Source organism: Silvibacterium bohemicum, from assembly GCF_001006305.1.
GTDB lineage: Bacteria > Acidobacteriota > Terriglobia > Terriglobales > Acidobacteriaceae > Silvibacterium > Silvibacterium bohemicum.
Window position 1 is genome coordinate 207760 of the sequence record NZ_LBHJ01000019.1, and the last position, 14465, is coordinate 222224.

General features: G+C 59.3%; 12 protein-coding genes. 7 read left to right on the top strand and 5 right to left on the bottom strand.

Annotated features, from left to right (window positions below; translation table 11 throughout):
- Positions 1–45: 45 nt before the first annotated feature.
- A complete protein-coding gene (locus tag XX99_RS22375) occupies positions 46–711 on the top strand; it encodes a class I SAM-dependent methyltransferase (protein ID WP_050061636.1) in 666 nt (221 codons plus the stop codon).
- Here the strand turns inward: XX99_RS22375 and XX99_RS22380 are convergent.
- Positions 687–1925: an SPL family radical SAM protein gene (locus tag XX99_RS22380; protein ID WP_231581564.1), complete on the bottom strand. Its 1239-nt coding sequence runs from the start codon at positions 1923–1925 to the stop codon at positions 687–689. The genes XX99_RS22375 and XX99_RS22380 overlap by 25 nt on opposite strands.
- A 183-nt stretch (positions 1926–2108) precedes the next feature.
- Between XX99_RS22380 and XX99_RS22385 the strand changes: the two genes are divergently transcribed.
- Positions 2109–2819: a metal-dependent hydrolase gene (locus XX99_RS22385; protein ID WP_050061637.1), complete on the top strand. Its 711-nt coding sequence runs from the start codon at positions 2109–2111 to the stop codon at positions 2817–2819.
- A 50-nt stretch (positions 2820–2869) separates the two neighbouring features.
- Here the strand turns inward: XX99_RS22385 and XX99_RS22390 are convergent, their stop codons facing one another.
- The 3 genes from XX99_RS22390 to XX99_RS27850 all read right to left on the bottom strand — a co-directional run bounded on the left by XX99_RS22390 (position 2870) and on the right by XX99_RS27850 (position 6373).
- Positions 2870–3124 (bottom strand): hypothetical protein, encoded by a 255-nt coding sequence (locus tag XX99_RS22390; RefSeq protein ID WP_050061638.1) that lies wholly within the window; start codon positions 3122–3124, stop codon positions 2870–2872.
- Positions 3125–3624: 500 nt separating this feature from the next.
- Positions 3625–6006, bottom strand: a complete 2382-nt coding sequence (locus tag XX99_RS22395; RefSeq protein ID WP_050061639.1) for an APC family permease — start codon at positions 6004–6006, stop codon at positions 3625–3627.
- Positions 6007–6145: 139 nt separating this feature from the next.
- A complete protein-coding gene (locus tag XX99_RS27850; protein WP_050061640.1) occupies positions 6146–6373 on the bottom strand; it encodes a hypothetical protein in 228 nt (75 codons plus the stop codon).
- On the opposite strand from XX99_RS27850, the gene lnt reads away from it, so the two are divergent.
- The 5 genes from lnt to XX99_RS22425 all read left to right on the top strand — a co-directional run bounded on the left by lnt (position 6348) and on the right by XX99_RS22425 (position 12772).
- Positions 6348–8054 (top strand): apolipoprotein N-acyltransferase, encoded by a 1707-nt coding sequence (gene lnt / locus XX99_RS22405; RefSeq protein ID WP_184084973.1) that lies wholly within the window; start codon positions 6348–6350, stop codon positions 8052–8054. The two genes, XX99_RS27850 and lnt, sit on opposite strands and share 26 nt — an antisense overlap.
- 14 nt (positions 8055–8068) lie before the next feature.
- Positions 8069–9203, top strand: a protein-coding gene (gene prfB, locus XX99_RS22410; RefSeq protein ID WP_184084970.1) for a peptide chain release factor 2 whose coding sequence is annotated in 2 segments (ribosomal slippage) — positions 8069–8137 and positions 8139–9203 — 1134 coding nt in all. Because the reading frame shifts where the segments join, the coding sequence is not laid out codon by codon here.
- Positions 9204–9206: 3 nt separating this feature from the next.
- Positions 9207–9677: a CoA-binding protein gene (locus tag XX99_RS22415; protein ID WP_050061643.1), complete on the top strand. Its 471-nt coding sequence runs from the start codon at positions 9207–9209 to the stop codon at positions 9675–9677.
- A 237-nt stretch (positions 9678–9914) separates the two neighbouring features.
- Entirely contained in the window at positions 9915–12083 is a 2169-nt protein-coding gene (locus XX99_RS22420; protein ID WP_050061793.1) for a protein-disulfide reductase DsbD family protein, read from the top strand.
- 77 nt (positions 12084–12160) lie between these two features.
- Entirely contained in the window at positions 12161–12772 is a 612-nt protein-coding gene (locus tag XX99_RS22425) for a thioredoxin family protein (protein ID WP_050061644.1), read from the top strand.
- 240 nt (positions 12773–13012) lie between these two features.
- Here the strand turns inward: XX99_RS22425 and XX99_RS22430 are convergent, their stop codons facing one another.
- Positions 13013–14461: an MATE family efflux transporter gene (locus XX99_RS22430; protein ID WP_082125851.1), complete on the bottom strand. Its 1449-nt coding sequence runs from the start codon at positions 14459–14461 to the stop codon at positions 13013–13015.
- Positions 14462–14465: the final 4 nt, after the last annotated feature.

Here is a 14465-nt window from a genome sequence, read left to right on the forward strand (position 1 = left end):
GCAGGGGTACGCCGGATGCTCGGCGAATGAGGTCACTGAGCAAGCGTGATTCGAAGCCTTTTCAAGCGTGAATCCGAGCCGCAGCGCACCAGCCGTACTCTGCTTTCCGGCCCCCGCATCCCTCGCCACTCGAGCGGCTGGTCGGCCATGCTCAAACACCTCAAAGAGGAAGAGAGCCTGCGCGTGCTGGACATCGGGCCTACTTCTCCGCAGAACATCAACTTTCTCACCGGGCTCGGGCACAGCGTTTATATGTCCGACGTGGTTCATGAGGCGCTTGCCGGGCCTGCGGGTGGATCGTGGATTACCGCTGCTACCGAAGAGGGTGGCGAGCCGGGCTTCGACGTGGCGAGTTTCTTCGAGCAAAACCTGAACTTCGGCGGCCGGGAATTCGACGTGGTCTTGCTCTGGACGACGCTGGACTATATTCCGCAGGGCCTGATCGATCCCTTGATCAAACACCTGCACACCGCGGTGAAGCGGGGCGGCAAGATTCTGGCTATCTTCCACACCAAGGCTGCCGGACCGGAGACGGCTTTCTGCCGCTACCACCTCACCGACAGCGACTCGATCGAACTGCAGGAATCGGAGCCGCATCCGGTTCTGCGTGTTTATACCAATCGCAATATCGAGAAGCTGTTTTCGCACTACGGCGGCTATCGCTTCTTCCTGGCCAAAGACAATCTTTACGAGGTCATCATCACCCGCTGAGCCACCTTCTCAGCGGCGACCGATGACGGGCCTCGTTTCTCAAGTGCTCTCTTTTCATTATTTATCGATGGCCAAAGTTCCGCCTGCACGGGCAGGCGCTGGTCTTCGCTTGAGGAGCCGGTCTCCGATCCCGCGTCGCGGGTCAGCAACGCATCAGTGAAGCGGCGATTCAGTCCGTGCTTCTTCGTAATGGCAAGCACCAGATCGGTGATTCGCTTCTGGTAAGCCTTGGAGACGAAGGCGGCATCGGCATAGCGCTGCGCGTAGCTGGAGTCGAGCTGCGGGAAGTGTTCGTGGATGAAGGTCAAGAATGTTCCCTTGGAGCACGGTTTGAGAAAGAGCGGCGAGGCAGCAAAGAAGCTGGCGTCGACGGCCTTTGCCCTGCGCGCCATGCTGTCCAGAGCTCGCGCGTTATCCGTGATGCCGGGCAGGAGCGGCGAACAGAGGATGCCGGTGCGCAGTCCGGCCTGACGCAGCCGCTGCACTGTCTGGAAACGCAGATCGGGGCGCGGAGCGCGCGGCTCGAGGATGCGCGCCAGCTTCGCGTCGGGCGTGGTGATGGTGATGTGGATGACCAGATCATTTTTGTCCGCGATGCGCCGCAGCAGGTCGATATCCCGCTCGATGAGCGTCGACTTCGTCACGATGCCGAAGCGCAGCCCACTCTGCGTGGCGAAGACCTCGAGCAGAGACCGGGTGATTTTGGCTTTCCGTTCGACGGGCTGGTAGGGATCGGTCGCGGTACCGAGCGCCACCTCCTCGCCCGCGCGTAGGTGACGGATCTCCTGCTGAAGAAGCCACGCCGCATTCTCCTTCATATAAATCTTTCGCTCGAAGTCCGCGGGATCTTTCATCTCCATGAATTCGTGAGTGTATCGCGCGTAGCAGTAGCGGCAGGCGAACTCGCAGCCGCGGTAGGGATTGATGCTCTTGGCGAACCAAAGCCCGCGACGGGAGACGGAGGAGTTCAGGATGGAGCGGACGGGCAGGGTGCGGAACTCGACGCAATGGCCTTCGCCGGCGGCATCGCCTTGCGCGGCGAGCCGGGCGATTCCCCGCAGCCGGTTTGAATCCGCGGGGGAATCCCCCTGACAACTTGTCTCAGGCGGAGCAGTGAGAATTGGGAAGAGGCTTTCCGTTTTCGCCTTATATTCGCCCATGGAGAGAAAGCTACTCCCGCCCGGCGAGCGTGTCAACGGGAGAATGCCTGTCAAAATTTTATGGATTTTCCTTCACCACGAACTCCGCTGGCCGCGGCATCCTTGAGCTGGCTGCGTAAGTCTAACCAGTGTGGCCAGAGAAATGGTGCTCTCACATGAAACCGTCTATTCACCGTGCTTCAGTAGCTTAGAAATTGGAAGACTCATCATCTCAGGGATGTATCGGAGTTCTATCGTATGGCGAACTTAAAAGGCGCACAGATTACATGGCTCGGGCATTCGGTGGTTCTCATCACCACGGCGAAGGGCACGCAGATTCTCATCGATCCGTTCTTGGAGCAGAACCCTAAATATCCGAAGGACTACAAGCTTCCTGAAAAGATCGATCTCCTGCTCCTCTCGCATGGGCATGGCGATCACATCGCAGATGCGGTATCGGTGGCGAAGAAGCACAAAGCCCAGGCCGTCGGCATCTTCGAGTTGATTGCGTGGCTGCAGAGCAAGGGCGTGGAAGACGCCGTAGGAATGAATCTCGGCGGCACGTATCGCTTCAAGGACGTTGCTGTAAGCCTGGTGGAGGCGAAGCATAGCTCAAGCATCCAGGATGGAGAGGAAACTCTCTATGCGGGTGTGGCCGCGGGATTAGTGCTCGCCATCGACGACGGACCCGTGATCTATCACGCGGGAGACACATCGCTGTTCTCCGATATGCAGATCATCAAGGATCTTTATTCGCCGGAGATCGGCCTTTTGCCCATTGGCGATCATTACACCATGGGTCCGAAGGCGGCAGCGTTAGCGGCCGGCTATCTCGGAGTGAAGACGGTTATCCCCATTCACTACGGGACATTTCCTCAACTCACCGGAACTCCAGAGGAACTTCAGACTCATCTCGAAAAGCAAGGGGTGGAGACGCTGACGCTGACTCCGGGTGCGACAGCGAAGTAACTTGGCCGATAGGGCCGCCTTAAAAGGCGGCCATATTCCTCTAACTTCTTTTATTTCGCGGCTTTCTCAACCTTCGCGGCCTTTGCTGCCAGCTTGCGGCGCTCTGTCCAACGACGCTTCATAGCTTCGGCAATTCTCTTTTTAGAGTCTGCGCTCAGCGTACGCTTTTTCTTCGCGGACGGGATAAAACCTGTGGTCCCGTTGCGTGCCAGATGAAGATCGCCTTCGCCTGCCAAGAGCCTGCGCGCCTGTTGCAACCTTGCGATCTCATTGTCGATCTCTGCCAGTATCTGACTAACCTGCACGTTTTCTTCCCGTCGCCTCGTCGGCTTTATCTTTCGAGTTAAGCCGAACTAAGCGCCTTTCGAGTAGGGGATAGTTACAGTTACAGCCTAACTCGGGATGCAAGAAATTGACAAACTCTAATGAGACGTAAGGAGACACCAATTTGAACACCTTAAAAAGGTGTCCAAATTTAGAAATAATTGTCTAAGTGGCGTGTTTTGTTTGAATGCGTTGGGATCGTTTTGCGTCGTCTTCGTGGGAGCGGGCGGAGGTTACCAAAGCCGGCTATCCAAGCAAACCTGTGTTCCTTCGGCCGCGTTTGCTGGTGTGAACTTCACTCGGTTCAGAGTTGAAACCCTAACTGATTCTGGCTGTCAACGCCGATCCTGTTCCGGGGCTGAAGCCCTCGAAAAATGGATATTTCATGGCATGGCTGAAGCCAGGCCCTCCCTCCGGGTACAAAACGCTATCCCGGCAAGAATGATTTCTGATAGCCACCACTTGTGAGAAGGCTTCCAGCTTATTCTTCCTGGCCGGAGCTGGAAGACTCTGGCGACGAGCGGGGCGCGGCGATCGAGTAATCGAGTCCGCTGCGATAGGAGCCGCGATCGCTAACGCCCAAGGCCGTAGTTGTGCGGGGACCGTCCTGGGTGTAGCGCCGCAGCTCCTTCACGGTCTCGACTTTGTCGCGGGCATATTCGGTGGCGAGGCGGGTCAGGGCGTAAGTAACGATGTCGCTGTGATGCAATCCTTGCATTTCCGGATCGCGCCGGAAATTCAGCCACAGACGGTGCACGAGCTGGACGTCTTCGGCCTGCAGAGTCGGGGCGTGGGGGCCGATGTGGAAGGCCTGCGCCTCGCCATCGGACATGACCACGTAGAAAGTGAATTGCCTCTTGGGCTCGGACAGAGATTCCCATGCCTGACCGATGTGGTAGGCCTGCTCCTGCGCCGACATCTTGGTCGAAAGCCCGGAGACCACGGCGGCTACTTCGAGTTTGTTCGCCGTCTGCACCAGTGCTGCAAAGATGTCGCCGGCGGGGACGACCAGCAACGAAATGTGCTTGCCGAAGCTTTCCGCGACAGAGACGGCCTTGGTAAACAGCATCTGCTCGTGTTCGCTGAAGGGCTGCTCGTCGAGGTATTCGGGGCCGCCGGCGCCCATCACACGCGCGGTGAGTACGACCACATCCTGCTCGTCGGTGTTGGTTCGAGACAGAGCCCACTTGAGCGCGAAAGGATTCGCCGAATCGCGCATTGTGACCAGCACCGCGCCGGGATTGATCTCCAATGCTGCCCGGTCGATGTTCTCGGGGTGCTCAAGCTGGAAATGCTCCTTCATCTGCGCGACGGTGGCGAGTTGCTTCTTCAGATTCTTGCGTTCGGAGATGCTGAAGATGACAAAAAAGGTCGCGGCGAAGGCTATTCCGCTTTCCGTGGCGACGCTCTTGGTGAAGAGATTCACAATGGCCGTCGACAACAGAACCAAAAAGACGGAGAAGAGTCCTACCGGGAACTCAATCTTGCCGATCCTGATATTGATCGGAACCTTCCATCCGCGCTCGCCTTTGTACTTCCAGCGCAGAACCAGCATGGCAAGGCTGTTGAAGGTGAAGCTCCAGATGACGCCGAAGGCATAGGCTTCGCCCAGCGTGATGACGTTGCCGCGGCTGACGATGATGGTGAAGAGCTGCAGCGCGGTAACCAGATTGACGATGCGATAGCTGGTTCCATACTTGCGCTGCGGCTTGCGGAACCAGTCGGTCAGTACGCCGTCTTCGGCGACGCGCATCAGGACGCCGGTCGAGCCGATAATCGAGGTGTTGATGGCGCCGGAAAGAATCAGGAATCCGACGATCACAACGAAGACGCGGAAGACGATGCGCAGCGTCAGCGGACCGACCATGTTCATGGCAAGTCCGGCGATGAGGTTATCGCGATAGACCGGGATACGCACCGAGTCAGGAATGAGCATGACCGCCAGCAGCGAGACGATGCCGGTGAAGACGAAGCTGTAGATGGCGATGACGATCGCCGCGCGCTTCAGGTTCTTCAGCTTGGGGTGTTCGATTTCACGATTGACCTGGGCCAGAGTCTCCTCGCCGCTCATGGCGAGGATGGAGTGGCCGAAGGCCATGATGATGCCGAAGAGGCCCAGCATAGAGGCCAGCTTGGTTCCACCAAGGAAGCCCAGAGCGTCCTGAGAGAAATGCAGGTTGGACGGAACAGGCAGCGGCGGCAGCTTGGCGCCGAGGTGGAAAGCGGACCAGATGCCCCAGCCGAGCAGAAGAACCACCATGATGGTGGTGATCTTCATGACCTCAAGAGCTTTGTCGCTGGACTCCTCGATGCCCTTGATGTTCTGCCACCAGTAATAGATGGTCACGATGATGCAGAAGATCGCAGAGGTCTCGTTGACCGGCAACTGGCGGGCGATGTGGTTGCCGCTGACCAGCGCTACGGGGAGCCATCCGTGGGTCGCGCCGACGGTCATCAGCTCATTGAGCAGGCCGGTGATGTACTGACCGGCCGAGACGCCGGAGATAGGGCCGGTGAGGATGTAGTCGAACATCAGCGCCGAGACGCTGAGCTTGGCGAAGGTTCCGCCGAGCGCTTCTTTTACAACGCGGTAAACGCCGCCGCGGGTGAACATCGAACAGCTTTCGACGTAGACCGCGCGCACGGCGAAGGAGAACAACATCACGCCGAGGATGAACCAGGGAGCAGCCTTGCCTACCGCCTCTTCGGCAATGCCACCGGCATAGAACGCCGAGGAGCCAAGATCGTTGAGGACGACGGCTGCGGCTCGCCAAAAGGAGATGAATGTAAGCATGACCGAGGAGGCGACGACCAGCCTGACTCGGTTCGATTGCGGGGCGTGAAGGGTTTGTCCTGATGACATGAAATGTGGGCGGTTTGGGTCAGGATCGGACGGCTGACGCCACTGTGTTGCGCGTGGGATGCAGCCTATCTTTCGTCGTGACGCTCTCGCTGAGTGTATGTCCCGAATGCGAGCACGTCAATCGCGTCGGCACTAACGATTAATCTCCAAGGAGTTCCGCCAGGTCCTCAACGAAGCTGATAACAACGACGACGGATGACCCCGCCAGCCCCACGAAAAATAAAAAGGTGAGGACATGCATGCCGAGCTTGGCGAATTCAATCACACAGTTATTGTAAACCTTCGCTACGAGAGCGGGAACCGATTCCCCTGCGATGTTAGACTCGGGCTGAATGGCCGTGGTGACAGAGAATCGAAAGCCGGGCACGGTCTTGCCTTCGACGGATGCGCGGATTTTTCCTCGAATCGCGCTCAGCTTGCTGTCGGCGATTCTCCTCGATCTTCCCTTCCCCATCGCCGGACCGCTGCCGCCATGGCGTGCCGCCTTCGGGTGGGTGGCGCTGGTTCCGCTGCTGTATGCGCTGCTGTCGAGCAGCGATATCGCAGACCCGAAATATATTCGCCGTAGCGCGTTGATTTCCTATCTCTGCGGAATCTTCTGGTACATCCTCAACTGCTATTGGATCGACCGGACGATGAATCTCTACGGCCATGTTCCGGCGCTGGGTTCGGCGGGGATTCTGGTTCTCTACAGCCTGATATTGGGGCTTTACTTCGGGCTGTTCGGCGGGATCCTTGCTTTTGTGCGGCGCGTGTCCGGCGGCGTTTGGGCGCCGTTGATCCTCGCACCGTTTGCGTGGGTGGGAGTCGAGCTGGCGGCCTCGCGGATCACGAGTGTTCCCTGGGACCAGTTCGGGTATTCGCAGGTGGACAACTTTCTGCTCACGCGGCTGGCGCCGTTCACCGGCGTTTATGGAATCTCTTTTGTGCTGGTGGTGGTCAATGCGCTTCTGGTTGGGGCGCTGCTTTCGCTCTCCGTCTCTCTGCGCGTGCGCCTCGGTGTGAGCGGGATATTGCTGGCGTCACTGTTACAGATAGGCTCGTGGCTTCCACCTGAGGCTGCGCCGACGCAGGCGACAGCGGTTCTGCTGCAACCGAACTTCAGCGTCGATGAAGAGAACGATTGGCCGGGACCGCTGTGGGACAAGAATATCGTCCCGTTTCTTCAGCGGAGCGAGAGCCTGGACGGCCCTTGGTACACGGGCATGCCCGATCCGCATAAGACGCTGCACACCGAAGTCGCATCGCCACTCGGAATTTCGACGCCAGGAGCGATTGCGCCCGCGGCAATCTCATTGATCGCCTGGCCGGAGGCGCCTTCGCCGTTTTACGAAGGCGATCCGCGCTTCCTGGCGGTGGTGCGCCAGTTGACCGGCGCGACCCATGCGGCCTTCGTTGCGGGCAATCCTGCAGCGGAGTGGGCCATCGATGCCGAAGGCAAGCAGGTCATCAAGCAATACAACTCCGCTTCGGTGTTTTCGCCGGAAGGCGAGCGCATTGGCCGCTACGACAAGATTCATCTAGTTCCCTTCGGCGAGTACATCCCTTACAGCGAGATGTTTTTCTTCGCGCATAAGCTCACGCGGCAGGCGGGAAATTTTTCGCGGGGCACGGAACGCAAGGTCTTCACGCTGAATGGGCATCGCTACGGCACCTTCATCTGCTACGAATCGATCTTTGGCGATGAGATCCGGCAGTTCGCGAAAAATGGCGCCGAGGTCTTCCTCAATATTTCAGACGACGGCTGGTATGGCGACACCAGCGCACCCTGGCAGCACCTCAACATGGCGCGCATGCGGGCGATTGAAAATAGGCGCTGGCTGGTGCGCGACACCAACAACGGAGTCACTACGGCGATCGATCCTTTCGGTCGCGTGCTGCGGAGCGCGCCGCGGGGGGTGTTCACGTCTCTGGCTGTCACGTATGGCTTTCGCGACGACGTGACCTTCTACACGCGCTACGGCGATGTCTTCGCCTATGCGTGTGGGATAATCACCTTAGGCGCGATCTTGTTTCTAGCGAACACGCGCCGCCGACTCCAGCCATAGACAGGTCCCATCCAGTGTTGAACGATCTCGAATTCGCCTACACTCCCGTGCGCGACAAAGTCCGCGACCTGCGGGAGTATCTTTGACCCATCCCGCCTCAAGACAGAACTAGCCGCAATCGAGCAGAAGCTTTCCGACCCGAGTCTGTGGTCGAACCCGCAGCTTTCGCAGCCGCTGATGCGCGACCGCAAGCGCATCGAAGCGCTGCTATCCGATGACGCCGAGCTGGCGCGCCGCACCGACGACGTTGAGGCCTATTTCGACCTGGCCCGCGAGGGTGAGGCCGTTGAGCCGGAGATCGAGCGCGAGATCAAGTCGCTGAACGAGTTTGCCGAGGCCATGGAAGCCCGCACCCTGCTTTCGAGCGAGACCGATGGCTTGAACGCGATCGTTACTGTGCATCCGGGCGCAGGCGGCACGGAGAGCCAGGACTGGGCCGAGATGCTGATGCGCATGTACCTGCGCTGGGCCGAGCAACAGGGCTTCAAGACGGAGATGAACGATTATCAGGATGGCGAAGAGGCGGGCATCAAGTCCGCGACCTTCACCATCACCGGTGAATACGCCTTCGGCCAGTTGTCGGGTGAGACGGGTGTGCATCGACTCGTGCGCATCTCGCCTTTCGACCAGGCCAAGCGGCGGCATACCTCGTTCGCGTCGGTGTTCGTCTCGCCAGAGATCGACGATTCGATTGAGATCGACATCAAGCCGGACGACATCCGCATCGACACGTATCGCTCAGGCGGCAAGGGCGGGCAGCATGTGAACACCACCGACTCGGCGGTGCGGATTACGCATATCCCGACGAATATCGTGGTGCAGTGCCAGAACGAGCGCTCGCAGCATAAGAACAAAGAGAAGGCGATGAAGATGCTGCGCTCGAGGCTCTACGAATACGAGCTCGAGAAGAAGCGCCAAATCTCGAAGAAGCTGGAAGATTCGAAGCTGGATATCAACTTCGGCTCGCAGATCCGGTCGTATGTGCTGCAGCCTTATCGCATCGCCAAGGATCATCGCACGAAAGTCGAAGTGGGCGATGTGGACAAGGTGCTGGATGGATACCTGGAGCCGTTTATTCGCGGCTATCTGCTGATGCGGCGGAATGGCGGGGTTCCAGCCGGTGTGGATGATAAGGACGATCTGGAGTAGGCGATGAATGAGCCGGCTGTCATCCGCGAGATCCTTGATCATGTGAAGACCATCGCGGTTGTCGGCCTGACTAATAAGGAAGGCCGGGCGTCGCTGGGCGTTTCACGCTTCATGCAGTCGCGCGGGTATCGGATCATTCCGGTGAATCCTCTGATCGAGAGCGCGCTGGGCGAGAGGGCTTATCCCACGCTGGACGAGGCGGTTGCCGGGGCGGGTGTGACCATCGATCTGGTGAATGTCTTTCGCCTGCCGCAATACATTCCGGCGGTTGTCGAGGACACGATCCGGCGGAATATTCCCTACCTCTGGATTCAAGAAGGAATCGTGCACGACGAGGCTGCGGCGCGAGCTGAGGCGGCGGGGATCAAGGTCGTGATGGACCGCTGCATTCTCAAAGACCGCATGGCCGCCGGCTGGGGACTGGCCGTCCAGGCGACTCCGCCTGCGGCGGGAAGATTCCCCTCCGGACAATAGCGCCTTCGCCGCCTATACCCCCTGTACCTGCCAATTTAGCCTGGATCGATTGAATTCCGCTGACTCTCTGACGCCCAGGTCTCACAAGCGAGACCTGGGGGCACCCGGTTTTGTTGGCGTGCCTGGGATGATCGTCAGGTTTGAGCGCTTTTGCTCTGAAAATCCTTATTTTTCGAGGCGGTGACGAGAGGTTGACAACTCCGTGTAAATTGGGGTTCTACAATGAATGTGACTGCTATGGCTGCCCGCTTTCTTACCTCCGTCCTCTCGCTTCTGCTTGGTTCTGCGGCATGGGCCGCACCTGCTGCGCCAGCTGCAGGGATTGCCGCCCCTTCTGTCACGGCCACGCACCTGACCGTGCAGCTGGTTGTGCCTCCTGCGCAGATCTATCCTGGGCAGAGCTTCACCGCGGGACTGTATTTCAAGCTCGATCCGGGCTGGCACGTTTATTGGACCAACGCCGGCGACTCTGGTGAGGCGCCTTCCATCAAGTGGAATCTGCCTGCGGATGTGACGGCCGGGGCGATGCAATTCCCCGTTCCCAAGCGGCTGCCGCTGGGCCCGCTGGTGGATTTCGGTTACGAGGGCGAGGTTCTCTTTCCAATTCCGGTGCAGGTCGCCTCCAGTTTTAAACCAACAGGACAGAACGCCACGCTGGGCGGGAAGGTCACTTGGCTGGTCTGCCGCGAAGTCTGCATCCCTGGCCATGCGGATCTGGCGGTCACGCGAACAGGCGCAGCCACGCCTCCGGCAACCCCAGCCAATGTCGATGCCGACGCGCAGCTGATCCAGCACTTCCAAAGCACGCTGCCCAAGCCACTCCCATCGAGCGGTCAGGCCAAGTTCGAGAGCACCGCGAAGGGTCTCACGCTGGCTGTCATTACGGGCAGTAAGGAGACTTCGGCGCAGTTCTTTCCCTTCGATCAGAACATCCTCGCGAATGCCGCCCCTCAGACACTGACGCCGCTGAAGAACGGTGTCCAGATCAGCCTGGTGAAGGACGATAACCTTACCACTGCGCCGAAGGAGCTGCATGGCCTGCTGGTGCTGGGCGATGGGCGGGCGTACGAATTTCACGCCACTCCGGGAACGATCGCATCAACTTCAACTGCAGGCTCGCAGGGGCTGCTGGGGATTATTCTCTTTGCGTTCGTCGGCGGCGCAATCCTCAATTTGATGCCTTGCGTCTTCCCTGTCCTCTTCATCAAGGGTCTGGCGCTGGTGCAGTCGTCGAGCGAGGAGCGAGGGAAGATGCGCCGGCATGGCCTGGTGTACACGCTTGGCATTCTGGCTTCGTTCTGGGCGGTCGTTGCCGCGCTGCTGATTCTGCGCGGTGCGGGTCACCAGCTGGGATGGGGATTCCAGTTTCAATCGCCAGCATTTTTGGCATTGATGGCGCTGTTGTTGTTCTTTCTTGGCCTGTCGCTGGCGGGTCAGTTCGAGATTGGCCTCACGCTTACCAGCGCGGGCTCGGGCCTGGCGCAGAAGAGCGGTTATGCGGGCAGCTTCTTTACCGGAGTGCTGGCGGTGATCGTGGCCACTCCGTGCACGGCTCCTTTCATGGGCGCAGCCATCGGGTATGCGCTGGCCAACTCCGCTGTCATCACTTTTGCGGTCTTCACCTCGCTTGCTCTGGGACTGGCTGCGCCTTACCTGCTGCTGGCCTTCAACCCGGCATGGTCACGGGTGCTTCCGCGGCCGGGTGCGTGGATGGAAGTGTTGAAGCAGGCGGTTTCGATTCCAATCTTCGGGACGGTGATCTGGCTGGTGTGGGTCTTCAATCAGACCGCTGGGCCGAGCGCGCTGGTTGGACTGCTCTCCGCGTTCCTGCTGCTGGCGATTGCCGGATGGATCCTGGGACGGTGGCCTGCGAAGGCTCCAGCTACGTTTGCGGCGGCGATCGTTCTGCTGCTGGCGATTGCGGTGCCGGTGTTGGCCGTCGAGAAGCTGGGTACGCCTGAGGTTGCTACGGCTACGACTAAGGCAGGCGCCGCTGGGACGCAGTGGGAGCCCTTCACGCCGGAGCTGGTCGCGAAGTATCGCGCGGAAGGCAAGCCGGTCTTTGTCGATTTCACGGCGAGCTGGTGCCTGAGCTGCCAGGTGAACGAGCGTGTGGTTCTGGACCGGCCCGAGGTGCAGCAGCGGCTGGCTTCGAGCGGCGTGGCGTTGATCCGCGCCGATTGGACGCGGCATGATGAGGTCATCGCGCAGACATTGGCGGGACTGGGACGGAGCGGTGTGCCGACCTATGCGTTCTATCCTGCGGATACCAACAAACAGCCGCAATTGTTGCCGGAGGTTCTGACTCCGGGGATCGTTTTCAATGCGTTGGACGCGGTGAAAAACAGCGGTCAGAGCTCAGGGCTCAGAGCACAGGTCTCGGAGCCTGCTTCTCCCGGCCGTTAATCGCGACCGTTCCTCGCATTCGGGGAAGGCCGGCTCGCCTGAGCCTGCGTCTAATGTGCAAAGGAGATCGCAGCTCTATGAAAAGCTACCGTCGCATTCTCGTCGTGGCGTTTGCCCTCCTCACTACTCTTTCTCTCCAGGCGATCCGGGTCGGCGATGCCGCTCCGGATTTTACCGGCACTGATTCCCATGGACAGACGCATAAGCTGTCGGAGTATAAGGGCAAATATGTGGTCCTGGAATGGACTAACAACGGCTGTCCTTACACCATCAAGCATTACAGCAGCGGCAACATGCAATCCCTGCAGAAGCAGTGGACGGCGAAGGGCGTTGTCTGGCTGACCATTCTTTCTTCCGCGCAGGGTGGGCAGGGATACATGACGGCGACGCAGGAGAACGCGTACATCGCCAAGGTGCACGCCGATCCCACGGCAGCGCTGCTCGATCCGAACGGTGATATCGGACATCTGTATGCCGCCAAGACCACGCCGCACATGTTCGTGATCGATCCTTCCGGCAAGCTGATCTACGACGGTGCGATCGACGACCATCCGACAACGGATACCGCCGATATTCCTGCTTCGAAGAATTATGTCTCGGCGGCTTTGGCGGAGGCGATGGCAGGGCAGGCGGTAGCGACCGCTTACACGCGTCCTTATGGATGCAGCGTGAAGTATTGGGGATACTAGGCGCGGCTCGCCATTCTGAGCGACGCGAAGAATCTCAGCGGCGTTTGCTGAGCAATCATCGTTGAAATTCTCTGCGTGAGCGCGGCAATTGCGAACGCCTGAAGTTGGCGGCGGTGCGAGCAGGCTGCAGGTCCTTCGACTCGCTCCGGATGACAATTCCGAGAGGGCGCCGAAGGATATCAACAGAGCCAAGCTGTCTCTTAAGACAACATGCTGCCTAGGCCGCAGTAGTTTTTAGATCTATTTTCCGGGTGTGCTGCCGAAGCTTCCGTTGAACATAGGAATCGAGCAGACGAAGGCGTCGACGACAATCGCTGCAGCTCCGATGAGTGAGAGGGTTGCGATGCCTGCGCCGAAGTGTGCGACGGCCAGCCATCCCAGACCTGCAGCGATGAGCAGCCGGCTGGTTCCAGCAGCGAAGGGCCAGAACATGCGTCCGCTGCCTTGAGAGGCGAAGCCCAGCGAGAAGCCAAAGGCGAGTAATCCATAGACGAGCGCGACGCGGCGGAGATAGATCGCAGCCGGTGCGACGACTGCGGCATCGTGGCTAAAGAGGTGCAGCCAGAGGTTTGGGTAGAGAGCGGTGATGAGACCGACGGGTCCTATGAGTAGCGCACCGAGTCCGCCGCCTATCCAGGCGATGCGTTTTGCGCGTTGCACATGGCCGGCTCCGATATTCACGCCGACCATGGTCAGCAGGGCGGTGCCTAATCCGAACAAAACCGGAATTAGAAAATAATCGAGGCGCGATGCGATGCCGTAAGCGGCAAGAGCGTGGATGCCGAAGACGCCGAAGGCTCCGGTGACGGCGATGACGGTGAGGTTGGTCTGGACGATGGCGATGGTGCTCAACAGCCCCACACGCAGGATGTCGGCAAAGTGACGCCACTGCAGCGGCACCCAGGCAAGCTTCAGACCGGAACGGCCCGATGCCATGTACCGGAGCAGCAGCAGACACGCGATCGAGTAGTAAGCTCCCACGGCTATCCCTGCGCCGGCAACGCCAAATCTGGGGATGGGGCCAAAGCCGAAAATGAGCGCGGGCGAGGCAGGAATCAGAACCAGCGCTCCGGCAAGGGTAACTATCGCGGGCACGCGCATATTGCCTGCGCCACGAAGAGCAGACGTAAGCTGGCTAACAATCCAGATGGGGATGGCGCCGGCAAAGATGTAATTTGAGTAGTGAAGAGCAACGCTGAGGGCCTCGCCTCGTCCGCCGAGTAAAGAGAAGATAGTTGGCCCCAGCAGCCACGCGCCGAGCGAAAAGATCACCCCGGAGACCATCGCGAGGACCAGTCCATGGAAGACCAGCGCGTCTGCGTCGTCATGACGATCGGCACCGATGGCGCGGGCGACGGCGGAAGATACTCCGCTGCCCATGCCCCCGTTCGAAACCATGGTCATCAGCGACCAGAAGGGAAAGACCAGCGCCGTACCGGCAAGGGCAAGCATTCCGAGACGCCCGACATAGTAGACCTCCGCAACTCCCACTAATGTCTGGACGAGCAGGACAACGATGGTTGGCCAGGCCAGCTTGAGGATCGTGGAGAGAATCGGTCCGTGCAGCATGGCTTTGCGGGCCAGCATCTTGGGGCTTGTATCGTGATCGTTGCGCACGGCCGCCTGCGATCCATCGAGCGTGTATGCCGGCAATGTCCTGGGGTCGTCTAAGAGTAATTCCTCATTCATCCTG